Raw genomic sequence first — 26,240 nt, 5'->3', positions numbered from 1 at the left:
GCTTGTTCCAGATTCAAGGTCACCGGCGGTCAGTATCTTTCGATTCGGACCACCTGGACGCTGAAAGTACTTACCAGCTGGCTTTAACCAGACCTGGTACGTCACCACGCATTGCCGCTTCACGCAGTTTGTTACGGCCTAGGCCGAACTTGCGGTAAACGCCGTGTGGACGACCGGTCAGGCGGCAGCGGTTACGCATGCGCGAAGCGCTTGCGTCACGTGGCTGCTTCTGCAGGGCAACTGTAGCTTCCCAACGCGCTTCTGGACTTGCGTTCAGATCAACGATGATTGCTTTCAGTGCTGCACGCTTCTTGGCGTACTTGGCAACCGTGAGCTGACGCTTCAGTTCGCGGTTTTTCATGCTCATCTTGGCCATGGTCCTACTCCAATCAGTTGCGGAACGGGAATTTGAAAGCACGCAACAGGGCGCGACCTTCATCATCGTTCTTGGCAGTGGTGGTCAGGGTGATGTCCAGACCGCGGAGAGCATCGATCTTGTCGTAGTCGATTTCCGGGAAGATGATCTGCTCTTTCACGCCCATGCTGTAGTTACCACGACCATCGAAGGACTTGGCATTCAGGCCGCGGAAGTCGCGAACCCGAGGCAGGGAGATCGACAGCAGACGATCCAGGAATTCGTACATACGCTCACGGCGCAGAGTCACTTTGACGCCGATCGGCCAACCTTCACGGACTTTAAAGCCAGCGATGGATTTGCGAGCGTAGGTCACAACGACTTTCTGGCCGGTGATCTTTTCCAGGTCGGCAACAGCGTGCTCGATGACTTTTTTGTCACCGATCGCTTCGCCCAGACCCATGTTCAGGGTGATTTTGGTAACGCGCGGAACTTCCATCACGTTCCCAAGCTTAAGTTCTTCCTTAAGCTTAGGGGCGATTTCCTTCCGGTAAATCTCTTGTAGTCGTGCCATGGTCTAATCTACCTAGCAGTGTTCAAGCATCAACCGCTTTTTGGGTCGACTTGAAGACACGAATTTTCTTACCGTCTTCTACTTTGAAACCAACGCGGTCAGCCTTGTTGGTTTCGCCGTTGAAGATGGCGACGTTAGAAGCGTCCAGCGGAGCTTCTTTCTCGACGATACCGCCCTGCACGCCCGACATCGGGTTAGGCTTGGTATGACGCTTGACCAGGTTCAGACCACCGATAACCAGACGGTTATTAGCGAGAACCTTAAGCACCTTACCGCGCTTACCTTTGTCTTTGCCGGCGATCACGATGATCTCGTCGTCACGACGAATCTTTTGCATGTCGGATCTCCTTACAGCACTTCTGGGGCGAGCGAGACGATCTTCATGAACTTCTCAGTACGAAGTTCACGGGTCACTGGCCCAAAGATACGGGTGCCGATCGGCTCTTGCTTGTTGTTCAGAAGAACAGCAGCGTTGCCATCAAAGCGGATAATGGAGCCATCTGCACGACGTACGCCGTGACGAGTGCGGACTACAACAGCAGTCATCACTTGGCCTTTTTTCACTTTACCGCGAGGAATTGCTTCCTTGACGGTAACCTTGATGATGTCACCGATACCAGCGTAACGACGATGGGAGCCACCCAGCACCTTGATGCACATAACACGGCGAGCGCCGCTGTTATCGGCCACATCGAGCATGGATTGAGTCTGAATCATATAATTTCTCCGACCCCTAGTCCTTAGACTTCCACAGCGCGTTCGAGAACATCAACCAATGCCCAAGACTTGGTCTTGGCCAGCGGACGAGTTTCACGAATAGTGACTTTGTCGCCGATGTGGCACTGGTTGGTTTCGTCGTGCGCGTGCAGCTTAGTCGAACGCTTAACATATTTACCGTAGATCGGGTGCTTAACGCGACGCTCGATCAAAACGGTGATGGTTTTGTCCATCTTGTCGCTGACAACACGGCCAGTCAGCGTACGGACAGTCTTTTCGGCTTCAGCCATGATCACTTACCTGCCTGCTGGTTGAGCACAGTCTTCACGCGAGCGATGTCACGCTTAACTTGCGAGAGCAGATGAGACTGCCCCAACTGGCCAGTTGCTTTCTGCATGCGCAGATTGAACTGGTCGCGCAGCAGGCCGAGCAGTTGCTCGTTCAGCTGCTGTGCGGATTTTTCACGAAGTTCATTCGCTTTCATCACATCACCGTCCGTTTAACAAAGGCGGTGGCGAGCGGCAGCTTTGCAGCAGCCAGGGCAAAAGCCTCACGCGCCAGCTCTTCAGTTACACCCTCGATTTCATACAGGACTTTGCCTGGCTGAATCTGGGCTACCCAGTATTCCACGTTACCCTTACCTTTACCCATCCGAACCTCGAGAGGCTTTTTGGAGATCGGCTTGTCCGGGAATACACGGATCCAGATCTTGCCGCCACGTTTAACGTGACGGGTCAGTGCACGACGCGCTGACTCGATCTGACGAGCGGTGAGACGACCACGAGCTACAGACTTCAGCGCGAACTCGCCGAAGCTGACTTTGCTACCGCGCTGAGCCAGACCACGGTTGTGGCCTGTCATCTGCTTGCGGAACTTCGTACGCTTTGGTTGCAACATTTGGCGTACCCCTTACTTAGCAGCTTTTTTACGAGGCGCTGGTGCTTGTGGTTTCAGTTCTTCTTGGCGACCACCAATTACTTCGCCTTTGAAGATCCAAACCTTTACACCGATCACACCGTAAGTGGTGTGAGCTTCGTAGTTGGCATAGTCGATGTCGGCACGCAGGGTGTGCAGTGGCACACGACCTTCGCGATACCATTCAGTACGTGCGATTTCAGCACCGCCGAGACGACCGCTCACTTGGATTTTGATGCCTTTGGCACCAATGCGCATGGCGTTCTGTACGGCGCGCTTCATAGCGCGACGAAACATTACGCGACGCTCCAGCTGCTGAGCTACGCTCTGCGCAACCAGCATACCGTCGAGCTCCGGCTTGCGGATCTCTTCGATATTGATGTGCACAGGCACACCCATTTGCTTGGTCAGGTCCTGACGCAGTTTCTCAACATCTTCACCTTTCTTCCCGATAACGATACCTGGACGAGCGGTGTGGATGGTGATACGTGCAGTTTGCGCCGGACGATGGATATCGATACGGCTTACGGACGCGCTTTTTAGTTTGTCTTGGAGATACTCACGCACCTTCAGATCAGCGAACAAATAGTCCGCATAAGTCCGACCGTCTGCGTACCAGACGGAGGTGTGCTCCTTGACGATTCCCAGGCGAATGCCAATGGGATGTACTTTCTGACCCATCTCTTCGACTCCGTTACTTGTCAGCAACCTTGACAGTGATATGGCAAGACCGCTTGACGATGCGATCAGCACGGCCTTTGGCACGCGGCATGATGCGCTTCAGCGAACGCCCTTCGTTGACGAAAACGGTGCTGACCTTCAGGTCATCAACGTCTGCGCCTTCGTTATGCTCGGCGTTGGCTACGGCCGACTCCAGCACTTTCTTCATGATCTCGGCGGCTTTCTTACTGCTGAAAGCCAACAGGTTGAGCGCTTCGCCCACCTTCTTCCCGCGGATCTGGTCGGCGACCAAGCGGGCTTTCTGGGCGGAGATTCGAGCGCCCGACAACTTAGCGGCTACTTCCATTTCCTTACCCCTTAACGCTTGGCTTTCTTGTCTGCCACGTGCCCACGATAAGTGCGGGTACCGGCAAACTCGCCTAGTTTGTGGCCGACCATGTCTTCGTTAACGAGAACTGGGACGTGCAGACGACCGTTGTGTACAGCGATGGTCAGACCGACCATTTGTGGCAGGATCATCGAACGACGCGACCAGGTCTTAACTGGTTTGCGATCGTTCTTTTCCGCCGCCACTTCGATCTTCTTCAGTAGGTGAAGATCAATAAAAGGACCTTTTTTCAGAGAACGTGGCACTGTCGTATCCCTCTATTTACTTGCGACGACGGACGATCATTTTGTCGGTACGCTTATTACCACGAGTCTTCGCGCCCTTAGTCGGGAAGCCCCATGGCGATACCGGATGACGACCACCAGAGGTACGACCTTCACCACCACCGTGTGGGTGGTCAACCGGGTTCATGGCAACACCACGAACGGTTGGGCGAACGCCACGCCAGCGTTTGGCACCAGCTTTACCCAGCGAACGCAGGCTGTGCTCGGAGTTCGAGACTTCACCCAGGGTCGCGCGGCATTCAGCCAGCACTTTACGCATCTCACCAGAACGCAGACGCAGGGTCACGTAGACACCTTCACGAGCGATCAGCTGAGCCGAAGCACCAGCGGAACGAGCGATTTGCGCGCCTTTACCTGGCTTCAATTCGATGCCGTGTACGGTGCTACCAACTGGAATGTTACGCAGCTGCAGAGCGTTGCCCGGCTTGATCGGCGCCAAGGCACCTGCGATCAGCTGGTCGCCAGCACTCACGCCTTTAGGCGCGATGATGTAGCGACGCTCGCCATCTGCGTACAGCAGCAGAGCGATGTGAGCAGTACGGTTTGGATCGTATTCGATGCGCTCGACAGTGGCAGCGATGCCATCTTTGTCGTTGCGACGGAAGTCGACCAGACGATAATGCTGCTTATGGCCACCACCAATGTGACGAGTGGTAATACGACCATTGTTGTTACGACCACCAGTCTTCGATTTCTTCTCGAGCAGCGGTGCGTGAGGAGCGCCTTTATGCAGCTCCTGGTTGACCACCTTGACCACAAAACGGCGGCCAGGGGAAGTCGGTTTGCATTTAACGATTGCCATGATGCACCCCTTCCTTACTCAGCACTGCTGCTGAAATCGAGATCTTGGCCTGGCTGAAGGGAGATAACTGCCTTCTTCCAGTCATTACGCTTGCCCAGACCGCGAGCAGTGCGCTTGCTCTTACCCAGAACATTCAGGGTAGTAACACGCTCAACTTTCACGCTGAACAGGCTTTCGACGGCCTTCTTGATTTCCAGCTTGGTTGCGTCAGTTGCAACCTTGAAAACGAACTGGCCTTTCTTGTCAGCCAGAACCGTAGCCTTTTCGGAAACGTGCGGGCCAAGCAGAACTTTAAATACGCGTTCCTGGTTCATCCCAGCAGCTCCTCGAATTTCTTCACGGCCGACACGGTGATCAACACCTTGTCGTATGCGATCAGACTAACTGGATCGGAACCTTGCACGTCACGTACATCAACGTGGGGCAGGTTACGAGCAGCCAGGTACAGGTTCTGATCAACAGCTTCAGACACGATCAAAACGTCGGTCAGGCTCATGTTGTTCAGTTTGCCCAGCAGATCTTTGGTTTTTGGACTTTCAACAGCGAAGTCCTGAACCACGACCAGGCGATCAGTACGCACGAGTTCAGCAAGGATGGAGCGCAGTGCTGCGCGATACATCTTCTTGTTGAGCTTCTGAGAGTGATCCTGCGGACGAGCTGCGAAAGTGGTACCGCCGCCGCGCCAGATTGGGCTACGGATAGTACCGGCACGAGCACGGCCAGTACCTTTCTGACGCCAAGGGCGCTTACCGCCACCACGAACGTCGGAACGGGTCTTTTGCTGCTTGCTACCTTGACGGCCGCCGGCCATGTAGGCCACGACTGCTTGGTGAACCAGCGTCTCGTTGAATTCGCCGCCAAATGTCAGTTCGGAAACTTCGATCGCTTGAGCGTCATTTACATTTAATTGCATGTCAGCTTCCCCTTAACCGCGAGCCTTGGCCGCTGGACGTACAACCAGGTTGCCGCCAGTAGCGCCAGGAACAGCACCCTTGACCAACAACAGATTGCGTTCAGCGTCGACGCGCACTACTTCGAGGGACTGCACGGTCACGCGCTCAGCGCCCATATGACCGGACATTTTTTTGCCCTTGAATACACGACCAGGAGTCTGGCACTGGCCAATAGAGCCCGGGACGCGGTGGGAAACGGAGTTACCGTGAGTGTTGTCTTGACCACGGAAATTCCAACGCTTGATCGTACCCTGGAAGCCTTTACCTTTGGACTGACCGGTTACATCAACCAGTTGACCAGCAGCGAAGATTTCAGCGTTGATCAGATCGCCAGCCTGGTAGTCGCCTTCTTCAAGACGGAACTCCATGACAGTACGACCAGCTGCAACGTTTGCTTTAGCGAAGTGACCTGCTTGAGCAGCAGTCACACGCGAAGCGCGACGCTCGCCGACAGTGACTTGCACTGCACGATAGCCATCGGTTTCTTCAGTTTTGAACTGGGTGACGCGATTCGGCTCGATCTCAATGACCGTAACCGGAATGGAGACACCTTCTTCGGTGAAAATACGGGTCATACCGCATTTACGACCGACTACACCAATAGTCATGTTGTAAACCTCATGAGTGTACGGGGCTTTCACCCGCTATGGCCGCCCATTTCAGAGCGTTACACGACTAAGACCCAAGTCTTAGCCGAGGCTGATCTGTACTTCCACACCGGCCGCCAGATCGAGCTTCATAAGAGCATCAACGGTTTTATCCGTTGGCTGGACGATGTCCAGTACGCGCTTATGAGTACGGATCTCGTACTGGTCACGCGCGTCTTTGTTGACGTGCGGGGAGACCAGAACGGTGAACCGCTCTTTACGGGTAGGCAGTGGAATTGGACCACGCACTTGAGCACCAGTACGTTTCGCGGTTTCCACGATTTCCTGGGTGGATTGGTCGATCAGGCGATGGTCAAAAGCCTTCAACCTGATACGGATTTGCTGATTTTGCATTGGATTTCAGACTCCGGCTGCTATTCCCAGCGAGCGCAATACGCCCGTTAAAAGGAGGCGCAATTCTATAGACGCCCTAGATAGGTGTCAACCCAATAAAAAAGCCCCCGCTGAGCGGGGGCTTTTCAAAGCATCGAAACTATCTCAGAAGAGACGCTTACTCGATGATTTTAGCTACAACACCAGCACCAACGGTACGGCCGCCTTCACGGATAGCGAAGCGCAGACCGTCTTCCATTGCGATGGTCTTGATCAGGGTAACTTCCATTTGGATGTTATCGCCTGGCATTACCATTTCAACGCCTTCTGGCAGCTGGCAGTTACCAGTCACGTCAGTAGTACGGAAGTAGAACTGTGGACGGTAGCCTTTGAAGAACGGAGTGTGACGACCGCCTTCTTCCTTGCTCAGAACGTAAACTTCTGCGGTGAACTTGGTGTGCGGCTTAACCGAACCTGGCTTAACCAGAACCTGGCCACGCTCAACGTCGTCACGCTTGGTACCACGCAGCAGAACGCCGCAGTTCTCGCCAGCACGACCTTCGTCGAGCAGCTTGCGGAACATTTCAACACCAGTGCAGACAGTGTTGGTAGTGTCACGCAGACCAACGATTTCCAGAGCATCTTGAACGCGAACGATACCGCGCTCGATACGACCAGTCACAACAGTACCACGACCGGAGATGGAGAATACGTCTTCGATTGGCATCAGGAACGGCTTGTCAGTCAGACGAACTGGTTCTGGGATGTAGCTATCCAGGGTTTCAACCAGTTTACGAACGGCAGTGGTGCCCATTTCGTTATCGTCTTTGCCTTCCAGCGCCATACGAGCAGAACCGATGATGATCGGAGTGTCGTCGCCTGGGAAGTCGTAAGTGCTCAGCAGATCGCGCACTTCCATCTCAACCAGTTCCAGCAGCTCAGCGTCGTCTACCAGGTCAGCCTTGTTCAGGAAAACCACGATGTACGGAACGCCTACCTGACGGGACAGCAGGATGTGCTCACGGGTTTGTGGCATCGGACCATCAGCGGCCGAGCAAACCAGGATCGCGCCGTCCATCTGGGCAGCACCAGTGATCATGTTCTTCACATAGTCAGCGTGACCTGGGCAGTCAACGTGAGCGTAGTGACGGATCTTCGAGTTGTACTCGACGTGCGCGGTGTTGATGGTGATACCACGAGCTTTTTCTTCTGGAGCGCTGTCGATTTTATCGAAATCAACGACTGCAGAACCGAAAACCTCGGAGCAGACGCGAGTCAGAGCTGCGGTCAGAGTGGTTTTACCGTGGTCAACGTGACCGATAGTGCCAACGTTGACGTGCGGTAGGGAACGATCAAATTTTTCTTTAGCCACGACAATTAACTCCTTGCCTAAAGGACTGAATCAGCCTTGTTTTTTGGATACAGTTTCAGCGATGTGCGCCGGAGCTGTGTTGTATTTTTTGAATTCCATAGAGTAGCTTGCGCGACCCTGGGACATGGAGCGAACGTCGGTCGCATAACCGAACATCTCACCCAACGGAACCTCGGCGCGAATCACTTTGCCGGAAACCGTGTCTTCCATACCCAAGATCATGCCGCGACGACGGTTAAGGTCGCCCATGACATCACCCATATAGTCTTCAGGTGTAACAACTTCTACCGCCATGATTGGCTCAAGCAACTCACCACCGCCCTTCTGGGCCAGTTGCTTGGTTGCCATGGAAGCAGCCACCTTAAACGCCATCTCGTTGGAGTCGACGTCGTGGTAAGAACCGTCAAAAACGGTTGCTTTCAGGCCGATCAGCGGATAGCCGGCAACAACACCGTTCTTCATCTGCTCTTCGATACCCTTCTGGATAGCAGGGATGTATTCCTTAGGAACAACACCACCCACTACTTCGTTCACGAATTGCAGACCTTCCTGACCTTCGTCAGCAGGAGCAAAACGGATCCAGCAGTGACCGAACTGACCACGACCGCCGGACTGACGAACGAACTTGCCTTCGATTTCACAGTTTTTCGTGATGCGCTCACGATAGGAAACCTGAGGCTTACCGATGTTGGCTTCGACGTTGAACTCACGGCGCATCCGGTCAACCAGGATGTCCAGGTGCAACTCGCCCATGCCAGAGATGATCGTTTGACCAGTCTCTTCATCAGTTTTGACGCGGAAAGATGGATCTTCCTGAGCAAGCTTGCCCAGAGCGATACCCATTTTTTCCTGGTCATCCTTGGTCTTAGGCTCTACGGCAACCGAAATAACCGGCTCCGGGAAGTCCATGCGAACCAGGATGATTGGCTTGGCAGCGTCGCACAAAGTCTCACCAGTGGTGACGTCCTTCATGCCGATCAAGGCCGCGATGTCACCAGCGCGCACTTCCTTGATCTCTTCACGGGCGTTTGCGTGCATTTGCACCATACGACCCACACGCTCTTTCTTGCCTTTGACCGAGTTGATCACGCCGTCGCCGGAGGCCAACACGCCCGAGTAAACGCGGACGAAGGTCAGAGTACCCACGAATGGGTCGGTAGCGATCTTGAACGCCAGAGCCGAGAACGGCTCGCTGTCGTCGGCATGACGCTCCATCTCTTCTTCCTCGTTATCAGGGTTGGTACCCTTGATAGCAGGAATGTCGGTTGGAGCAGGCAGGTAGTCGATCACGGCGTCGAGAACCAGGGGAACACCCTTGTTCTTGAAGGAAGAACCGCAAACAGCCAAGACGATCTCACCAGCGATAGTACGCTGACGCAGAGCGGCCTTGATTTCCACGTTGGTGAGCTCTTCACCTTCGAGGTACTTGTTCATCAGCTCTTCGCTGGCTTCGGCGGCAGCCTCAACCATGTTGTTGCGCCACTCGTCAGCCAGTTCCTGCAATTCTGCAGGGATAGGCTTGCGAACAGGAACCATACCTTTGTCAGCGTCATTCCAGTAAACCGCTTCCATGTTGATCAGATCGATCTGACCCTGGAAGTTGTCTTCGGAACCGATAGCCAATTGGATTGGCACCGGAGTGTGACCCAGACGCTGCTTGATCTGACCGATCACGCGCAGGAAGTTGGCACCAGCACGGTCCATCTTGTTTACATAAACAAGACGTGGAACGCCGTATTTGTTGGCTTGACGCCATACGGTTTCCGACTGAGGCTCGACACCCGAGGTACCGCAGAACACAACGACAGCGCCGTCGAGTACGCGCAGGGAACGTTCAACTTCAATAGTGAAGTCTACGTGGCCCGGGGTATCGATAACGTTGAAGCGGTGCTCATCTTTGTACTGCTTCTCGGAACCTTTCCAGAAGGCGGTAATAGCAGCAGAAGTAATGGTAATACCACGCTCCTGCTCCTGAACCATCCAGTCTGTGGTCGCGGCGCCATCATGCACCTCGCCCATTTTGTGACTTTTGCCGGTGTAAAACAGTACGCGCTCGGTGGTGGTGGTTTTACCAGCATCCACGTGAGCAACGATACCGATGTTACGGTAGCGGCTAATCGGAGTAGTACGAGCCATAAAGCCCTCGCAAAATTAGTGAAGCTAAGATTAGAAGCGGTAGTGCGAGAAAGCTTTGTTAGCTTCAGCCATACGGTGCACGTCTTCACGCTTCTTAACAGCAGCACCTTTACCTTCAGCAGCGTCCAACAGTTCGCCGGCCAAACGCAGAGCCATAGACTTCTCGCCGCGCTTACGGGCGAAGTCTACCAACCAGCGCATTGCCAGAGCGTTACGACGGGACGGACGAACTTCGACCGGAACCTGGTAAGTAGCACCGCCTACACGGCGCGACTTCACTTCGACCAGCGGAGCGATGGCGTCGAGAGCTTTCTCGAAGATTTCCAGGGGGTCGCTGTTCTTGCGTTCTTTAACCTTTTCCAGCGCGCCATAAACGATACGCTCGGCAACGGCTTTCTTGCCGCTTTCCATCACGTGGTTCATGAACTTGGCCAGAATTTGGCTTCCGTATTTTGGATCGTCAAGCACTTCGCGCTTGGCTGCTACGCGTCTTCTTGGCATGGATAAGCCCTCAAACGGTCTTCAGGTTCGCTCGGAATCGGTGCCCTTTCGGGACGCCTCCGACCTTACTCTTATCGACTCAGAAAATAAGATGATTCAGTTTTACAAAAAGCCGCTACTACTTAGGCTTCTTGGTACCGTACTTCGAACGACCCTGGTTACGACCTTTAACGCCGGAAGTATCCAAGGAGCCGCGTACGGTGTGATAACGAACACCTGGCAAGTCTTTTACACGACCGCCGCGGATCAGTACCACGCTGTGCTCTTGCAGGTTGTGGCCTTCACCGCCGATGTACGAGGAAACCTCGAAACCGTTGGTCAGGCGCACACGGCATACTTTACGCAGTGCCGAGTTAGGTTTTTTCGGCGTGGTGGTATACACACGGGTGCATACGCCACGACGTTGCGGGCAGTTCTGCAGCGCAGGCACGTCGGATTTCTCGACGATACGCTTACGCGGCTGACGTACCAGCTGGTTGATAGTTGCCATCTACTAGCTCCACTGTTGTCTTGCGACGCTATTGTCTTGCAAGAAAAGCAAAATGGCAGGAACGAATTCCCGCCAAATTTAGGGGTACAAGAGTCTAAAGAGGATCTTGCCCCCAGTCAAGGCAAGGCCCCGACCTCCCCTCCCGTCGAACCCGGGCAAAACTGCCTTGATCCGACGAATGGGGCTGCCAGGGCCCAGACTTATTTACCGCAGAACTCAGTTACCGCTTGAGTTCAGTGCTTCGGTCAGTGCAGCTTCCACTTCACTGGCGCTTACGCGCAACGGCTTGTCAGCATCACGGCGACGCTTACGCTCGCTGTGGTAAGCCAAACCGGTACCAGCCGGGATCAGACGACCCACGACCACGTTCTCTTTCAGGCCGCGCAGGTAATCGCGCTTGCCGGTTACCGCTGCTTCGGTCAGTACGCGAGTGGTCTCCTGGAAGGAGGCCGCCGAGATGAACGACTCAGTGGACAACGACGCCTTGGTGATACCCAGCAGTACGCGAGTGAACTTGGAAACGAATTTCTCGTCGCCAGCCAGACGCTCGTTTTCCACCAGCACGTGAGTCAGTTCCATCTGGTCGCCCTTGATGAAACTGGAATCGCCGGATTCAGCGATCTCAACTTTACGCAGCATCTGACGCAGGATGGTCTCGATGTGCTTATCGTTGATCTTCACGCCTTGCAGGCGGTAAACGTCCTGGATCTCGTTGACGATGTACTTGGCCAGCGCGCTCACACCCAGCAGACGCAGGATGTCGTGTGGATCGCTCGGGCCGTCGGAGATCACTTCGCCGCGGTTTACCTGTTCGCCTTCGAAAACGTTCAGGTGACGCCACTTTGGAATCAGCTCTTCGTACGGATCGGTACCGTCGTTCGGGGTAATGACCAGACGGCGCTTGCCCTTGGTTTCTTTACCGAACGCGATGGTGCCGCTGACTTCAGCCAGGATCGACGCTTCTTTCGGACGACGAGCTTCGAACAAGTCGGCAACACGCGGCAAACCACCGGTGATGTCACGGGTCTTCGAAGTTTCTTGCGGGATACGCGCGATAACATCACCGATCGCGATCTTCGCACCATCCGCTACACCGACCAGGGCGTTGGCTGGCAGGAAGTACTGAGCGATTACGTCAGTGCCTGGCAGCAACAGATCCTTGCCGTTGTCGTCGACCATCTTCACAGCAGGACGGATGTCCTTACCGGCAGCTGGACGATCTTTCGCGTCGAGTACTTCAATGTTGGTCATACCGGTCAATTCGTCAGTCTGACGCTTGATCGTGATGCCTTCTTCCATGCCCACGTAGGTCACGGTACCTTTCATTTCGGTAACGATTGGGTGAGTGTGCGGATCCCACTTGGCCACGATTGCGCCAGCGTCGACCTTGTCACCCTCTTTAACCGAAATCACAGCACCGTACGGCAGCTTGTAGCGCTCACGCTCACGACCGTAGTCATCAGCGATTGCCAGCTCACCGGAACGGGACACAGCAACCAGGTGACCATCCACTCGCTCAACGTGCTTCAGGTTGTGAAGGCGAACAGTACCGCCATTCTTCACCTGAACGCTGTCGGCTGCGGAGGTCCGGCTTGCCGCACCACCGATGTGGAACGTACGCATGGTCAGCTGGGTACCCGGCTCACCGATGGACTGGGCGGCAATAACGCCGACCGCTTCACCGATGTTCACCTGGTGGCCACGAGCCAAGTCACGACCGTAGCACTTGGCGCAAATGCCGTAGCGGGTTTCGCAGCTGATCGGCGAGCGAACGATCACTTCGTCGATGCTGTTGAGTTCGATGAACTCGACCCACTTCTCGTCAACCAGAGTGCCGGCAGGAACGATAACTTCCTCGGTACCTGGCTTGAATACGTCACGGGCAATAACACGACCCAGTACGCGCTCACCCAGCGGCTCTACAACGTCACCGCCTTCAATGTGCGGAGTCATCAGCAGGCCGTGCTCGGTGCCGCAGTCGATCTCGGTGACAACCAGATCTTGCGCAACGTCTACCAGACGACGCGTCAGGTAACCGGAGTTAGCGGTTTTCAACGCGGTATCCGCCAGACCTTTCCGAGCACCGTGAGTAGAGATGAAGTACTGGAGTACGCTCAAACCTTCACGGAAGTTCGCAGTAATCGGCGTTTCGATGATGGAGCCGTCCGGCTTGGCCATCAGGCCACGCATACCGGCGAGCTGACGGATCTGCGCAGCAGAACCCCGTGCGCCCGAGTCGGCCATCATGTACATCGAGTTGAAGGACTCTTGGTCAACTTCTTCGCCGTGACGGTCGATGACCTTCTCTTTCGAGAGGTTGGCCATCATCGCCTTGGACACTTCGTCGTTGGCCTTGGACCAAAGGTCGATCACTTTGTTGTACTTCTCGCCCTGTGTTACCAGGCCCGAGGCGTACTGGCTTTCGATCTCTTTCACTTCATCAGTAGCTGCACTGATGATGCGGGCTTTTTCATCAGGGATAACGAAGTCGTTAACACCGATGGAAACGCCGGAAATGGTCGAATAAGCAAAACCGGTGTACATCAACTGGTCAGCGAAGATCACGGTCTCTTTCAGACCAACCACGCGATAGCATTGGTTGATCAGCTTGGAGATCGCCTTTTTCTTCATCGGCAGGTTGACGACGTCGTACGAGAGGCCTTTTGGCACAACCTGGTACAACAGCGCACGGCCAACGGTGGTGTCGACAATACGAGTGCCGCTCACGCTGCCGCCATCACGGTCGTTGACCGTTTCGTTGATCCGCACCTTGACCTTGGCGTGCAGTGCGGCTTCGCCGGCACGGAACACACGGTCAACTTCCTGCAGGTCAGCGAATACACGACCTTCGCCTTTGGCGTTGATCGCCTCACGGGTCATGTAGTACAGACCCAATACAACGTCCTGCGACGGAACGATGATTGGCTCACCGTTGGCTGGCGACAGAATGTTGTTGGTCGACATCATCAACGCACGCGCTTCCAACTGGGCTTCCAGTGTCAGCGGTACGTGCACGGCCATTTGGTCGCCGTCGAAGTCGGCGTTGTACGCAGCACAGACCAGAGGGTGCAGCTGGATAGCCTTACCTTCGATCAGTACCGGTTCAAACGCCTGGATACCCAGACGGTGAAGGGTCGGTGCACGGTTGAGGAGAACCGGGTGTTCGCGAATCACTTCAGCGAGAACGTCCCAAACCTCTGGCAGCTCGCGCTCGACCATTTTCTTGGCCGCTTTGATGGTGGTCGCGAGACCGCGCATTTCCAGCTTGCCGAAGATGAATGGCTTGAACAGCTCAAGTGCCATCTTCTTAGGCAGACCGCACTGGTGCAGACGCAGGGTCGGGCCTACGGTAATTACCGAACGACCAGAGTAGTCAACACGCTTACCGAGCAAGTTCTGACGGAAACGACCTTGCTTACCCTTGATCATGTCAGCCAAGGACTTCAGAGGACGCTTGTTGGAACCGGTGATAGCGCGGCCACGACGACCGTTGTCGAGCAGGGCATCGACAGCTTCCTGCAACATACGCTTTTCGTTGCGCACGATGATGTCCGGAGCGGACAGATCGAGCAGGCGCTTCAAGCGGTTGTTACGGTTGATCACACGGCGGTACAGGTCGTTGAGGTCGGAAGTCGCGAAACGACCGCCATCCAACGGCACCAGCGGACGCAGATCCGGCGGCAGAACCGGCAGAACGGTCAGCACCATCCACTCTGGCAGGTTGCCGGAACCCTGGAAGGCTTCCATCAACTTCAGACGCTTGGACAGCTTCTTGATCTTGGTTTCGGAGTTGGTTTGCGGAATTTCTTCGCGCAGACGACCAATCTCGTGCTCCAGGTCGATAGCGTGCAGCAGTTCGCGGACAGCTTCGGCACCCATGCGGGCGTCGAAATCATCACCGAACTCTTCCAACGCTTCGAAGTACTGCTCGTCGTTCAGCAGCTGACCTTTTTCAAGGGTAGTCATGCCTGGATCGATAACGACATAGCTCTCGAAGTAGAGAACGCGTTCGATATCACGCAGGGTCATGTCCATCAGCAAGCCGATACGGGACGGCAGCGATTTCAGGAACCAGATGTGGGCAACCGGCGAAGCCAGCTCGATGTGCGCCATGCGCTCACGACGAACCTTGGCCAGTGCAACTTCAACGCCACACTTCTCGCAGATCACACCACGGTGCTTCAAGCGCTTGTACTTACCGCACAGGCACTCGTAATCCTTTACCGGGCCAAATATCTTGGCGCAGAACAGGCCGTCACGCTCAGGTTTGAACGTACGGTAGTTGATGGTTTCCGGCTTTTTAACTTCACCGAACGACCACGAACGGATCATCTCAGGCGATGCCAATCCAATACGGATGGCGTCGAACTCTTCGACTTGACCCTGGTTTTTCAGCAAATTCAGTAGGTCTTTCAAGGCCTTTCCTCCTGGCGGAGCAGAGAGCGGGCTAAACAGCCCCGCTCTCGATTCGCGTCACGTGTTATTCGGTTTCCAGATCGATATCGATGCCGAGGGAACGAATTTCTTTGATCAACACGTTGAAGGACTCGGGCATGCCCGGCTCCATACGGTGATCGCCATCCACGATGTTTTTGTACATCTTGGTACGACCGTTCACATCGTCCGACTTCACTGTGAGCATTTCTTGCAGAGTGTAAGCAGCACCGTATGCTTCCAGTGCCCAGACCTCCATCTCCCCGAAACGCTGACCACCGAACTGAGCCTTACCACCCAGCGGCTGCTGGGTAACCAGGCTGTACGAACCGGTAGAACGAGCGTGCATCTTGTCGTCTACCAAGTGGTTCAGCTTCAGCATGTACATGTAGCCAACAGTAACCGGGCGCTCGAACTTGTTGCCGGTACGGCCGTCGAACAGCTGCATCTGGCCGCTTTCTGGCAGGTCTGCCAGTTTCAGCATGGCCTTGATTTCGCTTTCCTTGGCACCGTCGAACACCGGGGTAGCCATTGGAACGCCACCGCGCAGGTTCTTCGCCAGATCCAGGATTTCCTGGTCGGAGAAGGTATCCAGCTCTTCCTTGCGACCGCCGATCTCGTTGTAGATCTCGTGCAGGAACTTACGCAGGTCAGCAACCTTGCGCTGCTCTTCGATCATACGATTGATCTTCTCGCCCAGACCTTTAGCCGCTAGGCCCAGGTGGGTTTCAAGGATCTGACCAACGTTCATACGCGAAGGTACGCCCAACGGGTTGAGGACGACGTCGACCGGGGTGCCATTGGCATCGTGCGGCATGTCTTCAACCGGCATGATCACGGAGACCACACCTTTGTTACCGTGACGACCGGCCATCTTGTCGCCCGGCTGGATGCGGCGACGGATTGCCAGGTAAACCTTGACGATTTTCAGCACGCCTGGAGCCAGGTCATCGCCCTGCTGCAGTTTGCGCTTCTTGTCTTCGAACTTGTCGTCCAGCAGACGGCGACGATCCACGATATAGGCCTGAGCCTTCTCGAGCTGCTCATTAAGAGCATCTTCAGCCATGCGCAGTTTGAACCACTGGCCGTGCTCAAGACCGTCGAGGATTTCGTCGGTGATGTCCTGACCTTTCTTCAGACCTGCGCCGCCTTCAGCCTTGTGGCCTACCAGGGCGGAACGCAGACGTTCGAAGGTCGCGCCTTCAACGATACGGAACTCTTCGTTGAGGTCCTTGCGAATCTCGTCGAGCTGGGTCTTCTCGATGGACAGTGCACGAGCATCACGCTCGACGCCGTCACGGGTGAAGACCTGTACGTCGATGACAGTACCCTTGGTACCGGTAGGTACACGCAGGGAAGTGTCTTTAACGTCGCTGGCTTTTTCACCGAAAATGGCACGCAGCAGCTTCTCTTCCGGAGTCAGTTGGGTCTCGCCTTTCGGAGTGACCTTACCAACCAGGATGTCGCCCGCACCCACCTCAGCACCTACGTAAACGATACCGGCTTCGTCCAGCTTGTTCAGTGCAGCTTCACCCACGTTCGGGATGTCTGCAGTGATTTCCTCTGGCCCAAGCTTGGTGTCACGCGCCACACAGGTCAGTTCCTGAATGTGGATCGTGGTGAAGCGGTCTTCTTGAACCACACGCTCGGACAGGCAGATGGAGTCTTCGAAGTTGAAGCCGTTCCATGCCATGAACGCGATGCGCATGTTCTGACCCAGAGCCAGCTCACCCATATCGGTGGACGGACCGTCAGCCATGATGTCGCTACGCTGAACGCGATCACCCTTACGCACCAGCGGACGCTGGTTGATGCAAGTGTTCTGGTTCGAGCGGGTGTATTTGGTCAGGTTGTAGATGTCGACACCGGCTTCGCCCGTTTCAACTTCGTCATCAGCAACACGAACCACGATACGGCTGGCATCAACAGAGTCGATCACGCCGCCACGACGAGCCACGACGCAAACGCCGGAGTCACGGGCTACGTTACGCTCCATGCCGGTACCTACCAGCGGCTTGTCGGCACGCAGGGTCGGTACAGCTTGACGCTGCATGTTGGAACCCATCAACGCACGGTTGGCGTCATCGTGTTCCAGGAACGGGATCAGCGACGCGGCGACCGAAACTACCTGCTTCGGCGATACGTCCATCAAGGTGACGTCTTCCGGCGCCTTGACGGTGAACTCGTTCAGGTGACGAACAGCTACCAGCTCGTCGATCAGGACTTTCTTGTCGTTCATCGTGGCCGAAGCCTGAGCGATCACGTGATCAGCTTCTTCGATGGCGGACAGGAACACGATCTCGTCGGTGACCAGGGCGTCTTTCACCACACGGTACGGGCTCTCAAGGAAGCCGTACTGGTTGGTGCGCGCATAGGCGGCCAGGGAGTTGATCAGACCGATGTTCGGGCCTTCCGGCGTTTCGATTGGGCAGACACGACCGTAGTGCGTCGGGTGTACGTCACGCACTTCAAAGCCAGCACGCTCACGGGTCAGACCGCCCGGGCCCAGTGCGGAAACACGGCGCTTGTGGGTGATCTCGGAAAGCGGGTTGTTCTGGTCCATGAACTGCGAGAGCTGGCTGGAACCGAAGAACTCTTTCACCGCCGCAGCCACTGGCTTGGCGTTGATCAGGTCTTGCGGCATCAAGCCTTCGCTTTCAGCCATCGACAGACGCTCTTTGACCGCACGCTCAACACGCACCAGGCCAACGCGGAACTGGTTCTCGGCCATTTCGCCTACGCAGCGGACACGACGGTTACCCAGGTGGTCGATGTCATCGACGATGCCTTTACCGTTACGGATGTCGACCAGAGTCTTCAAGACCGCAACGATGTCTTCCTTGCACAGCACACCCGAACCTTCGATCTCGGTGCGACCGATACGACGGTTGAACTTCATCCGGCCGACCGCGGACAGGTCGTAGCGCTCAGGGCTGAAGAACAGGTTGTTGAACAGGGTTTCTGCAGCGTCTTTGGTCGGTGGCTCGCCAGGACGCATCATGCGATAGATTTCTACCAGCGCTTCCAATTGGTTGCTGGTGGAGTCGATCTTCAGGGTGTCGGAGACGAACGGACCGCAGTCGATATCGTTGGTGTACAGGGTCTCGATGCGAACAACCTGCGCCTTGGCGATTTTGGCCAGGATCTCGGTGTTCAGCTCGGTGTTGCACTCAGCCAGGATTTCGCCTGTAGCCGGGTGAACGATGACCTTCGCGGTAGTACGGCCCAGGACATAGTCCAGGGGAACTTCCAGCTCTTTGATACCCGCTTTTTCGATCTGGTTGATGTGGCGCGCAGTGATACGACGGCCAGCCTCAACGATGACCTTGCCCTTTTCATCCTGAATGTCCAGGACCGCAATTTCACCACGCAGACGCGAAGCGATCAGCTCCAGCTTGAGGGTTTCATCCTTCAGGCTGAATACGTTGGTGGTGTAGAACGCATCCAGGACTTGCTCTGTGGTGTAGCCGAGCGCGCGCAGCAATACCGAGGCCGGCAGCTTGCGACGACGGTCGATACGCACGAACACGCAGTCTTTCGGATCGAACTCAAAGTCCAACCACGAACCGCGGTACGGAATGATCCGCGCGGAGTACAGGAGCTTGCCGGAGCTGTGCGTCTTGCCGCGGTCGTGGTCGAAGAACACGCCCGGGGAACGGTGCAGCTGGGAAACGATAACGCGCTCGGTACCGTTGATAACGAAGGTACCGTTCTCAGTCATCAATGGGATTTCGCCCATGTAGACTTCTTGCTCTTTGATGTCCTTGATCGCTTTGTTCGACGACTCTTTGTCGAAAATGATCAGACGGACTTTTACCCGCAAAGGTACGGCGTACGTAACACCGCGCAACACGCATTCTTTGACATCAAATGCCGGTTCGCCCAGGCGATAACCGACGTACTCCAGCGCAGCATTGCCGGAGTAGCTGATGATCGGGAAAACGGATTTGAAGGCCGCATGCAGGCCCACGTCGCGGAACTGATCTTTGGTCGCTCCCGCCTGCAAGAATTCACGATACGAATCCAGCTGGATAGCCAGAAGGTACGGGACATCCATGACGTCCGGCAACTTGCTAAAGTCCTTGCGGATACGTTTTTTCTCAGTATATGAGTAAGCCATCAGCGTTCCCCAGCTTGGTCACCTGCTTGTTTGGCCCTCCCGACGGGAGCAGCCAGAAAATCTTGCAAACCCCATGGTTTGCACCACCGCATCGGGTGGCTACAGCGCGTTAATGGCGGCGACCGAGTCGACAGCCAAGAACGGAAAAAGGCCGGTGGCAAGAGCCACCAGCCATCAGCCTTCAGCTTAACGCTTGGGCTGGAGACGCAAGGTCGATGCTTACTTCAGCTCGACTTTAGCGCCTGCTTCTTCCAGAGTAGCTTTGGCTTTGTCAGCTGCTTCTTTGGCAACAGCTTCCAGAACCATGGCAGGAGCGCCGTCAACTACAGCCTTGGCTTCTTTCAGGCCCAGACCGGTCAGTTCACGTACTGCCTTGATCACGTTTACTTTCTTCTCGCCAGCTTCGGTCAGCATGACGTTGAATTCGGTTTGCTCTTCAACAACGGCAGCAGCAGCAGCTGGGCCTGCGGAAGCAGCGGCAGCGGAAACGCCAAATTTTTCTTCGAAAGCTTTGATCAGCTCAACAACCTGCAGAACCGACATTTCAGCTACGGCGTTGAGGATATCGTCTTGGGAGATAGACATTGCTGTATTTCCTGAATTGGGGGACGGCCTACGCGGCCATCGAAATAAACAAAAATACGCGAGAAAAGTTGCTCAGCCTTAGGCTGCGGCAGCTTCTTTTTGCTCGCGAACTGCAGCCAGAGTACGAGCCAGCTTGCTGGTAGCGCCTTGAATCACGCTCATCAGCTGCGAAATGGCTTCGTTGCGGGTCGGCAGTGTTGCCAGTACGTCGATTTGGTTAGCTGCGAGGAACTTGCCCTCGAACGCAGCTGCCTTGATCTCGAACTTATCCTGACTCTTAGCGAACTCTTTGAACAAACGGGCAGCAGCGCCTGGATGATCCTTGGAGAAGGCAATCAGAGTCGGGCCAGTGAACACGTCGTTGAGGACACTGTATTCAGTGTCAGCAACGGCGCGCTTGAGCAGGGTGTTACGTACAACACGTACGTATACGCCAGCTTCACGAGCCTCTTTACGGAGTCCGGTCATAGCGCCTACTGTCACACCACGGGCATCAGCCACGACAGCGGACAGAGCAGCTTTGGCAGCCTCGTTGACTTCAGCGACGATGGCCTTCTTGTCTTCGAGATTAATTGCCACGGGTTTAACTCCTGCTTGTTACCGTTTCATCTGGCCGGAGCCGGATGTCGTTTTGGTGTCTGATTCGGTAAGGAACCGGGAGCACCATCTGCGTAGGCTTGTTGGTTTAAGACTTGCGTCGCCTACGGTCTTGGATAGCCCCCGCCAGGCAGGGACCCCAATCTTTCAATTGGCGCAATCGCTTACGCCAATTTGTGTCTTATACGTCCAGCGAGCCTTGGTCGATGACCAGACCTGGGCCCATGGTGGTGCTCAGGGTAACGCGCTTGACGTAGATACCTTTCGAGGAAGCTGGCTTGATACGCTTCAGATCGGCGATCAGGGCTTCAACGTTTTCCTTCAGCTTGACGGCGTCGAAACCGACCTTGCCAACGGAGGTGTGAATGATGCCGTTTTTGTCGGTACGATAACGAACCTGACCAGCCTTGGCGTTTTTAACCGCGGTAGCTACGTCTGGCGTTACGGTGCCGACCTTAGGGTTAGGCATCAGGCCACGTGGGCCCAGGATCTGACCCAACTGACCTACAACACGCATTGCGTCCGGGGAAGCAATAACTACGTCGTAGTTCAGGTCGCCGCCTTTCATTTCGGCAGCCAGGTCGTCCATACCAACGCGGTCAGCGCCGGCGGCCAGAGCAGCTTCAGCTGCAGGGCCTTGGGTGAAGACAGCTACACGAACAGTCTTACCAGTACCGTGTGGCAGCACAGTAGCGCTACGAACGACCTGGTCAGATTTACGTGGGTCAACACCCAGGTTTACAGCAACGTCAACGGACTCGCTGAACTTGACAGTCGACAGCTCGGTCAGCAGAGCAGCAGCGTCTACAAAATTGTAGGACTTGCCCGCTTCGATTTTGCCGGCGATAGCCTTTTGGCGCTTGGTCAGCTTAGCCATTACACACCCTCCACGTTAAGGCCCATGCTACGAGCAGAACCGGCGATGGTACGCACGGCTGCATCCATATCAGCTGCAGTCAGATCCGCGTTTTTGGTTTTCGCGATTTCTTCCAGCTGAGCACGAGTTACGGTGCCAACCTTAACGGTGTTAGGACGAGCGGAACCGCTAGTCAGACCAGCAGCCTTCTTCAGCAGAACCGAAGCCGGGGTCGACTTGGTTTCGAAAGTGAAGCTACGGTCGCTGTATACAGTGATGATCACTGGAGTCGGCAGACCTGGCTCAAGACCCTGAGTACGGGCGTTGAAAGCCTTGCAGAACTCCATGATGTTCACGCCGTGCTGACCCAGAGCCGGACCAACAGGTGGGCTTGGGTTGGCCTGAGCGGCCTTCACTTGCAGCTTGATGTAAGCGGTAATCTTCTTGGCCATGAGGCACTCCAATTACGGGTTCAAGCGCCTCGAAAGGCTCCCCGGTTACTTGCGCGTTTATCCCAGTGACGACAAAACCCCACAGCCTAAGGCTGTGGGGTTGGGATGCATACTCAGCTAGACCTTCTCGACCTGGCTGAATTCCAACTCTACCGGAGTAGAGCGACCGAAAATGAGCACCGCGACCTGGATCCGGCTCTTTTCGTAGTTAACCTCTTCGACGGTCCCGTTGAAATCAGCAAACGGACCATCTGTGACACGAACAACCTCACCCGGCTCGAACAACGTCTTCGGCTTGGGTTTATCGCTACCGTCGGCGACGCGACGCAGAATTGCTTCCGCCTCTTTGTCAGTGATCGGAGCAGGCTTATCAGCCGTACCGCCGATAAAACCCATAACACGAGGAGTGTCCTTGACCAAGTGCCAAGTACCTTCGTTCATGTCCATCTGTACCAGCACGTAGCCAGGAAAGAACTTGCGCTCACTCTTGCGCTTCTGACCATTCCGCATTTCAACCACTTCTTCAGTGGGAACCAGAATTTCGCCGAAGCCATCTTCCATGCCTGCCAGCTTTACGCGCTCCAGCAAAGAGCGCATAACATGCTTCTCGTAACCCGAGTAAGCATGCACAACGTACCAACGCTTAGCCACGGGACACCCTTAGCCAACAATCAAGGAAACAAGCCAGCCGAGCAGGGAATCAAGACCCCACAACAGCAACGCCATAACCAGAACAACAGCCACAACAATCAACGTGGTCTGCGTGGTTTCTTGGCGAGTTGGCCAAACGACTTTACGAATTTCGGTGCGAGCTTCCTTCACCAGGACCGCGAAAGACTTGCCTTTGGCAGTCTGCAGGCCTACAAAGGCAGCTACAGCAGCAAGGGCCAGCAAAACGAGAACGCGGTACAGGATCGGCGAAGCAGAATAGTACTGGTTGCCAACAACGCCCACGACCACCAAAGCGACTACAGCAAGCCACTTGATGAGATCGAAACGAGAGCTTTGAGCTTCAGCCTTAGGAGTCATCTATGAAGATCCTGTGAAAAGAAAGCCAGACACACCACGTGAATCTGGCAGGTCAGGAGGGAATCGAACCCCCAACCTACGGTTTTGGAGACCGTCGCTCTGCCAATTGAGCTACTGACCTAAAACAAAATCAGGCCGACCATTATGCAGACCCGAAAAAGACTTTACAACAACCAACCCCCAAAGACTTGAAATCACTTAACAAAAAGCGATCTGAACACCATCAAGCCGAGCCAGCCGTTAAAACAAAGGCAGATATTTTCATATCTGCCTTGTTATATGGAGCTCTTGAGCGGATTTGAACCGCTGACCTCACCCTTACCAAGGGTGTGCTCTACCAACTGAGCTACAAGAGCGAAACACCGTGCACAACCTGCAAACTTGGAGCGGGTAGCGGGAATCGAACCCGCATCATCAGCTTGGAAGGCTGAGGTTCTACCACTAAACTATACCCGCGGAGCTTGCAGCTCACGCTAAAATGGTGGAGGGGGAAGGATTCGAACCTTCGAAGTCGTAGACGTCAGATTTACAGTCTGATCCCTTTGGCCGCTCGGGAACCCCTCCTAAGCGAGCCGGCATTCTACATCACGCCGGCCTTCTGTCAAGCATTTTCTCATTAAAAATATGAGGTTAGCTGCATTGACCTTCGCTTCGCACCTTAGACCTTAAAGGTCTTCACTGCGAAGCGGGCGCCATTCTATGCAAACTATTCGAGAGTTGCAATGCCTTCGCACAGCATTATTTTATGTTTTAACTCATTGAATTCCTTAGCAAGGTTTTCAAAGGGCAGGTCGTCAGCCAGGCGTCGGCTTTCCGGGGCAACTCGAAGCCAGTAACCTTGCGCATCAGGAGCACTCAGCAGCTGCACCTTAACCTTTATATCCAGGCTAGCGAGGCGCTGCTCAAGGAATTGCGCCTGTCGCTGGTCGGCAAAGCCTCCTATGTATAAGCAAGTATTTTGCGCATCAGATGCCTTAGCCCGTTCCTTGCGCACCACAGCGTCGGAAGACTCGCTCAGCAGGCGAATATCCTGCTGCGTATTCCGATAGAGGCTCAGAGGGGTCACGTCTTTAGCACGCAACGGCGCCTCTTGCTGATGCCATATGTAGTAGAAGGCGTTCAGGATCAATAAAAGCAAAAACAGCCAACGCATAAACACCTCAAGATAAAGGGCACGCCATTGCCAGACCTACGAAAATCAAATCAGGAACGAGTCGAGCCTGAGGCACGGCATCCCTCACCAAATCCGCGTCGCCACCCGTCAGGAATACAGTGAAGTTATCACCCCAATAACTTCGGGCCAGCTCAAGCTGGGTCAGCACAAACCCTCTGAGCATCAACGTACAGCCACGCTCTACAGCCTCTACTGTCGTATGCCCTGGCGATAGGCGCTCCAAAGCTCTTTCAGCAGCTGCATCGTCGTAACGTATCTTGCGCGTATGAGTGCGCAGCTGATTACGCATGAGGGGCATACCAGGACAGATGAAGCCACCTAAATGCTCACCATCACCAGCAACAAAATCTGCAGTAGCAGCCGTGCCGAAATCAAGCACCAGGCATGCGCCCGACGCCAATTTAAAGCCGCCCAGCATTGCTAACCAGCGATCAAGACCAAGACGTTCGAAATCTTCGTAACCGTTGCGCACCCCAGCCATTTCTCGCGCAGAAACAGCACAGGAAACCGCAACGCCAAAGGCCTCCACCAGCGCATCAACCAGATTTTTTGTTTCGTCCAGAGCACGAACACTCACCAACCGGCAATGTGTCAGTAACACACCAGGCAGCACTGACAGGCTTTCAATCAATGCAACATCCGAACTAGCGACACCTTCTGCAGATGCCGTCGCCCGATCCAAATCAAGTACGCGCCACTTGATGAAGCTATTCCCACAGTCGAGCTCAAGAATCATCACGCAACCTCAGGCTTAACTCACCACCACTGTATGTTTTCTCAACACCACCGACACTTAAACGTAATGCCCCCTGACCGTCGATACCCAGCACCACCCCATCGATACGGTTGGCACCCGCGATGAGCGACACAGCCTTTCCCTGCCAGGCATGACCTTTTTCCCACTCATCCCGAAGCGATGAAAAACCTTGCGCCCTGTGTCGATCCAAGTAGCTTTGCAACTGCAAGCACAGGCGTGCCACCAGAGAGTTACGATCAACTGGAGACCCCGTCTCCAACTGCACTGACGTCCATTGCTGATCTACCTCTTCAGCCTTCTGCATATTCACGTTAATACCGATGCCGAGGACAACGTGGCAAATATCCGCGGGATCCCCTACGAGTTCCAGCAAAATCCCGGCAATCTTCTTCTGCCCCACCAGGACGTCGTTTGGCCACTTCAGAGCCGCACCCCGCACTCCAGACTCTCGCAGTGCCTGCATGACCGCTAAGCCAACCACGAGGCTCAGCCCTTCCAGCTGTCGCGGTCCATTCTCGATACGCAATAAGAGGCTGTAATACACATTCTGAGCGAATGGACTGACCCACTTTCGACCACGTCGCCCTCTTCCCGCCGTTTGCTGCTCCGCAAGCACCAGGTACGGTGTCGCCCGCTCCACCTCAACAAGGCGCAGAGCCTCGGCATTTGTCGAGTCGATGGAGTCGTAGATATGGATAGGCCACGCGAGGGAAGACGTATGCAGTGCAATCTGCTCGGAACTCAAGAAAACCAGCGGCGAAGCTAATTGATATCCCCTCCCACGAACCTTGTGGACCGACAGATTCAATTCGGCTTCAAGATGCTGGAGTTGCTTCCAGACTGCACTGCGACTAACGCCCAGGGCTGCGCCAAGTGCTTCTCCGGAATGGAATCGGCCATCTTTTAGAAGTTCTAACAACGTCAGCATGCAAGTATCGCCTCACAATGAGGCACGCATGATAGCCATGCGCAGGGTCATTGCATAGAAAGGCCGGACTTTAGCACTGAAGGCCCTCCCGAGGCGCCTCTTCGCACTTTCCGAGCGCCCAAAACAAAACCCCATCTGCTTTCGCAAATGGGGTTTCGGA

30 protein-coding genes and 4 tRNA genes are annotated in these 26,240 nt (G+C 54.9%); all 34 read right to left on the bottom strand.

Annotation, left to right across the window (positions count from 1 at the left end):
• Positions 1-70: 70 nt before the first annotated feature.
• Entirely contained in the window at positions 71-376 is a 306-nt protein-coding gene (gene rpsN / locus AC07OP_RS24470; protein ID WP_003176414.1) for a 30S ribosomal protein S14, read from the bottom strand.
• 13 nt (positions 377-389) lie between these two features.
• Positions 390-929: a 50S ribosomal protein L5 gene (gene rplE, locus AC07OP_RS24465; RefSeq protein ID WP_003194642.1), complete on the bottom strand. Its 540-nt coding sequence runs from the start codon at positions 927-929 to the stop codon at positions 390-392.
• Positions 930-951: 22 nt separating this feature from the next.
• Complete coding sequence (gene rplX / locus AC07OP_RS24460; RefSeq protein WP_003176416.1) at positions 952-1,266, bottom strand: 50S ribosomal protein L24; 315 nt, start codon at positions 1,264-1,266, stop codon at positions 952-954.
• Between the two features lie 11 nt (positions 1,267-1,277).
• Positions 1,278-1,646, bottom strand: coding sequence for a 50S ribosomal protein L14 (gene rplN / locus AC07OP_RS24455; protein ID WP_002555479.1), 369 nt, complete (start codon positions 1,644-1,646; stop codon positions 1,278-1,280).
• A gap of 23 nt (positions 1,647-1,669) precedes the next feature.
• A complete protein-coding gene (gene rpsQ, locus AC07OP_RS24450) occupies positions 1,670-1,936 on the bottom strand; it encodes a 30S ribosomal protein S17 (RefSeq protein ID WP_003176419.1) in 267 nt (88 codons plus the stop codon).
• A gap of 2 nt (positions 1,937-1,938) precedes the next feature.
• Positions 1,939-2,130, bottom strand: coding sequence for a 50S ribosomal protein L29 (rpmC, locus tag AC07OP_RS24445; protein ID WP_002555481.1), 192 nt, complete (start codon positions 2,128-2,130; stop codon positions 1,939-1,941).
• Positions 2,130-2,543, bottom strand: a complete 414-nt coding sequence (gene rplP, locus AC07OP_RS24440; protein WP_003232424.1) for a 50S ribosomal protein L16 — start codon at positions 2,541-2,543, stop codon at positions 2,130-2,132. Before rplP ends, rpmC begins: the two co-directional genes overlap by 1 nt.
• Positions 2,544-2,555: 12 nt before the next feature.
• Positions 2,556-3,242, bottom strand: coding sequence for a 30S ribosomal protein S3 (gene rpsC, locus AC07OP_RS24435; RefSeq protein ID WP_003176422.1), 687 nt, complete (start codon positions 3,240-3,242; stop codon positions 2,556-2,558).
• A 13-nt stretch (positions 3,243-3,255) separates the two neighbouring features.
• Positions 3,256-3,588 (bottom strand): 50S ribosomal protein L22, encoded by a 333-nt coding sequence (rplV, locus tag AC07OP_RS24430; RefSeq protein WP_003103908.1) that lies wholly within the window; start codon positions 3,586-3,588, stop codon positions 3,256-3,258.
• Positions 3,589-3,599: 11 nt separating this feature from the next.
• Positions 3,600-3,875, bottom strand: a complete 276-nt coding sequence (gene rpsS, locus AC07OP_RS24425; protein ID WP_003232420.1) for a 30S ribosomal protein S19 — start codon at positions 3,873-3,875, stop codon at positions 3,600-3,602.
• 16 nt (positions 3,876-3,891) lie between these two features.
• Entirely contained in the window at positions 3,892-4,716 is an 825-nt protein-coding gene (gene rplB, locus AC07OP_RS24420) for a 50S ribosomal protein L2 (RefSeq protein WP_003210080.1), read from the bottom strand.
• A 14-nt stretch (positions 4,717-4,730) separates the two neighbouring features.
• Positions 4,731-5,030: a 50S ribosomal protein L23 gene (gene rplW, locus AC07OP_RS24415; RefSeq protein WP_002555488.1), complete on the bottom strand. Its 300-nt coding sequence runs from the start codon at positions 5,028-5,030 to the stop codon at positions 4,731-4,733.
• Positions 5,027-5,629, bottom strand: coding sequence for a 50S ribosomal protein L4 (rplD, locus tag AC07OP_RS24410; protein WP_003176424.1), 603 nt, complete (start codon positions 5,627-5,629; stop codon positions 5,027-5,029). Before rplD ends, rplW begins: the two co-directional genes overlap by 4 nt.
• A 12-nt stretch (positions 5,630-5,641) precedes the next feature.
• Positions 5,642-6,277 (bottom strand): 50S ribosomal protein L3, encoded by a 636-nt coding sequence (rplC, locus tag AC07OP_RS24405; protein WP_007253310.1) that lies wholly within the window; start codon positions 6,275-6,277, stop codon positions 5,642-5,644.
• A gap of 81 nt (positions 6,278-6,358) precedes the next feature.
• Positions 6,359-6,670, bottom strand: coding sequence for a 30S ribosomal protein S10 (gene rpsJ, locus AC07OP_RS24400; RefSeq protein WP_003186070.1), 312 nt, complete (start codon positions 6,668-6,670; stop codon positions 6,359-6,361).
• Positions 6,671-6,827: 157 nt separating this feature from the next.
• Entirely contained in the window at positions 6,828-8,021 is a 1,194-nt protein-coding gene (gene tuf / locus AC07OP_RS24395) for an elongation factor Tu (protein WP_027605166.1), read from the bottom strand.
• 30 nt (positions 8,022-8,051) lie between these two features.
• On the bottom strand, positions 8,052-10,157 hold the full coding sequence (fusA, locus tag AC07OP_RS24390; protein ID WP_003210087.1) for an elongation factor G: 2,106 nt from the start codon (positions 10,155-10,157) through the stop codon (positions 8,052-8,054).
• 30 nt (positions 10,158-10,187) lie between these two features.
• Positions 10,188-10,658, bottom strand: coding sequence for a 30S ribosomal protein S7 (gene rpsG, locus AC07OP_RS24385; protein WP_002555493.1), 471 nt, complete (start codon positions 10,656-10,658; stop codon positions 10,188-10,190).
• 118 nt (positions 10,659-10,776) lie between these two features.
• Positions 10,777-11,148, bottom strand: a complete 372-nt coding sequence (rpsL, locus tag AC07OP_RS24380; protein WP_002555494.1) for a 30S ribosomal protein S12 — start codon at positions 11,146-11,148, stop codon at positions 10,777-10,779.
• Between the two features lie 216 nt (positions 11,149-11,364).
• Positions 11,365-15,564 (bottom strand): DNA-directed RNA polymerase subunit beta', encoded by a 4,200-nt coding sequence (rpoC, locus tag AC07OP_RS24375; RefSeq protein WP_027605165.1) that lies wholly within the window; start codon positions 15,562-15,564, stop codon positions 11,365-11,367.
• Positions 15,565-15,628: 64 nt separating this feature from the next.
• The gene (gene rpoB / locus AC07OP_RS24370) at positions 15,629-19,702 is read right to left on the bottom strand and encodes a DNA-directed RNA polymerase subunit beta (protein ID WP_027605164.1); all 4,074 of its coding nucleotides are present in this window, start codon (positions 19,700-19,702) and stop codon (positions 15,629-15,631) included.
• 219 nt (positions 19,703-19,921) lie between these two features.
• The gene (rplL, locus tag AC07OP_RS24365) at positions 19,922-20,287 is read right to left on the bottom strand and encodes a 50S ribosomal protein L7/L12 (protein ID WP_027605163.1); all 366 of its coding nucleotides are present in this window, start codon (positions 20,285-20,287) and stop codon (positions 19,922-19,924) included.
• Between the two features lie 78 nt (positions 20,288-20,365).
• Entirely contained in the window at positions 20,366-20,866 is a 501-nt protein-coding gene (gene rplJ, locus AC07OP_RS24360) for a 50S ribosomal protein L10 (RefSeq protein ID WP_003176433.1), read from the bottom strand.
• Positions 20,867-21,065: 199 nt separating this feature from the next.
• Entirely contained in the window at positions 21,066-21,761 is a 696-nt protein-coding gene (rplA, locus tag AC07OP_RS24355) for a 50S ribosomal protein L1 (protein ID WP_003176434.1), read from the bottom strand.
• A complete protein-coding gene (rplK, locus tag AC07OP_RS24350; protein ID WP_003176435.1) occupies positions 21,761-22,192 on the bottom strand; it encodes a 50S ribosomal protein L11 in 432 nt (143 codons plus the stop codon). Before rplK ends, rplA begins: the two co-directional genes overlap by 1 nt.
• Before the next feature lie 117 nt (positions 22,193-22,309).
• Positions 22,310-22,843 (bottom strand): transcription termination/antitermination protein NusG, encoded by a 534-nt coding sequence (gene nusG, locus AC07OP_RS24345; protein WP_003176436.1) that lies wholly within the window; start codon positions 22,841-22,843, stop codon positions 22,310-22,312.
• 9 nt (positions 22,844-22,852) lie between these two features.
• On the bottom strand, positions 22,853-23,221 hold the full coding sequence (gene secE, locus AC07OP_RS24340) for a preprotein translocase subunit SecE (protein WP_115487473.1): 369 nt from the start codon (positions 23,219-23,221) through the stop codon (positions 22,853-22,855).
• A 45-nt stretch (positions 23,222-23,266) separates the two neighbouring features.
• Positions 23,267-23,342 (bottom strand) — tRNA-Trp (locus tag AC07OP_RS24335).
• 159 nt (positions 23,343-23,501) lie between these two features.
• Positions 23,502-23,577 (bottom strand) — tRNA-Thr (locus AC07OP_RS24330).
• 26 nt (positions 23,578-23,603) lie between these two features.
• Positions 23,604-23,677, bottom strand: a tRNA-Gly gene (locus AC07OP_RS24325).
• Positions 23,678-23,700: 23 nt separating this feature from the next.
• Positions 23,701-23,785: transfer RNA gene (locus AC07OP_RS24320), tRNA-Tyr, on the bottom strand.
• 142 nt (positions 23,786-23,927) lie between these two features.
• Positions 23,928-24,374 (bottom strand): hypothetical protein, encoded by a 447-nt coding sequence (locus tag AC07OP_RS24315; protein WP_115487472.1) that lies wholly within the window; start codon positions 24,372-24,374, stop codon positions 23,928-23,930.
• Between the two features lie 7 nt (positions 24,375-24,381).
• Positions 24,382-25,131, bottom strand: a complete 750-nt coding sequence (locus AC07OP_RS24310) for a pantothenate kinase (protein ID WP_065942265.1) — start codon at positions 25,129-25,131, stop codon at positions 24,382-24,384.
• Positions 25,121-26,080, bottom strand: a complete 960-nt coding sequence (birA, locus tag AC07OP_RS24305; protein WP_115487471.1) for a bifunctional biotin--[acetyl-CoA-carboxylase] ligase/biotin operon repressor BirA — start codon at positions 26,078-26,080, stop codon at positions 25,121-25,123. The genes AC07OP_RS24310 and birA overlap by 11 nt, the downstream gene beginning before the upstream one ends.
• Positions 26,081-26,240 lie beyond the last annotated feature (160 nt).

The organism is Pseudomonas sp. GW821-FHT09D08 (assembly GCF_059416305.1).
Note: the sequence above shows the minus strand (reverse complement) of the source record. Positions and strands in the feature narration are given on the sequence as shown.

What these genes read in the sequence shown, in the direction of transcription:
- rpsN (WP_003176414.1), bottom strand. Translation starts at nt 376, where the DNA reads ATGGCCAAGATGAGCATGAAAAACCGCGAACTGAAGCGTCAGCTCACG.
- rplE (WP_003194642.1), bottom strand. Translation starts at nt 929, where the DNA reads ATGGCACGACTACAAGAGATTTACCGGAAGGAAATCGCCCCTAAGCTT.
- rplX (WP_003176416.1), bottom strand. Translation starts at nt 1,266, where the DNA reads ATGCAAAAGATTCGTCGTGACGACGAGATCATCGTGATCGCCGGCAAA.
- rplN (WP_002555479.1), bottom strand. Translation starts at nt 1,646, where the DNA reads ATGATTCAGACTCAATCCATGCTCGATGTGGCCGATAACAGCGGCGCT.
- rpsQ (WP_003176419.1), bottom strand. Translation starts at nt 1,936, where the DNA reads ATGGCTGAAGCCGAAAAGACTGTCCGTACGCTGACTGGCCGTGTTGTC.
- rpmC (WP_002555481.1), bottom strand. Translation starts at nt 2,130, where the DNA reads ATGAAAGCGAATGAACTTCGTGAAAAATCCGCACAGCAGCTGAACGAG.
- rplP (WP_003232424.1), bottom strand. Translation starts at nt 2,543, where the DNA reads ATGTTGCAACCAAAGCGTACGAAGTTCCGCAAGCAGATGACAGGCCAC.
- rpsC (WP_003176422.1), bottom strand. Translation starts at nt 3,242, where the DNA reads ATGGGTCAGAAAGTACATCCCATTGGCATTCGCCTGGGAATCGTCAAG.
- rplV (WP_003103908.1), bottom strand. Translation starts at nt 3,588, where the DNA reads ATGGAAGTAGCCGCTAAGTTGTCGGGCGCTCGAATCTCCGCCCAGAAA.
- rplB (WP_003210080.1), bottom strand. Translation starts at nt 4,716, where the DNA reads ATGGCAATCGTTAAATGCAAACCGACTTCCCCTGGCCGCCGTTTTGTG.
- rplW (WP_002555488.1), bottom strand. Translation starts at nt 5,030, where the DNA reads ATGAACCAGGAACGCGTATTTAAAGTTCTGCTTGGCCCGCACGTTTCC.
- rplD (WP_003176424.1), bottom strand. Translation starts at nt 5,629, where the DNA reads ATGCAATTAAATGTAAATGACGCTCAAGCGATCGAAGTTTCCGAACTG.
- rplC (WP_007253310.1), bottom strand. Translation starts at nt 6,277, where the DNA reads ATGACTATTGGTGTAGTCGGTCGTAAATGCGGTATGACCCGTATTTTC.
- rpsJ (WP_003186070.1), bottom strand. Translation starts at nt 6,670, where the DNA reads ATGCAAAATCAGCAAATCCGTATCAGGTTGAAGGCTTTTGACCATCGC.
- fusA (WP_003210087.1), bottom strand. Translation starts at nt 10,157, where the DNA reads ATGGCTCGTACTACTCCGATTAGCCGCTACCGTAACATCGGTATCGTT.
- rpsG (WP_002555493.1), bottom strand. Translation starts at nt 10,658, where the DNA reads ATGCCAAGAAGACGCGTAGCAGCCAAGCGCGAAGTGCTTGACGATCCA.
- rpsL (WP_002555494.1), bottom strand. Translation starts at nt 11,148, where the DNA reads ATGGCAACTATCAACCAGCTGGTACGTCAGCCGCGTAAGCGTATCGTC.
- rpoB (WP_027605164.1), bottom strand. Translation starts at nt 19,702, where the DNA reads ATGGCTTACTCATATACTGAGAAAAAACGTATCCGCAAGGACTTTAGC.
- rplL (WP_027605163.1), bottom strand. Translation starts at nt 20,287, where the DNA reads ATGTCTATCTCCCAAGACGATATCCTCAACGCCGTAGCTGAAATGTCG.
- rplA (WP_003176434.1), bottom strand. Translation starts at nt 21,761, where the DNA reads ATGGCTAAGCTGACCAAGCGCCAAAAGGCTATCGCCGGCAAAATCGAA.
- rplK (WP_003176435.1), bottom strand. Translation starts at nt 22,192, where the DNA reads ATGGCCAAGAAGATTACCGCTTACATCAAGCTGCAAGTGAAGGCCGCT.
- secE (WP_115487473.1), bottom strand. Translation starts at nt 23,221, where the DNA reads ATGACTCCTAAGGCTGAAGCTCAAAGCTCTCGTTTCGATCTCATCAAG.
- AC07OP_RS24315 (WP_115487472.1), bottom strand. Translation starts at nt 24,374, where the DNA reads ATGCGTTGGCTGTTTTTGCTTTTATTGATCCTGAACGCCTTCTACTAC.
- AC07OP_RS24310 (WP_065942265.1), bottom strand. Translation starts at nt 25,131, where the DNA reads ATGATTCTTGAGCTCGACTGTGGGAATAGCTTCATCAAGTGGCGCGTA.
- birA (WP_115487471.1), bottom strand. Translation starts at nt 26,080, where the DNA reads ATGCTGACGTTGTTAGAACTTCTAAAAGATGGCCGATTCCATTCCGGA.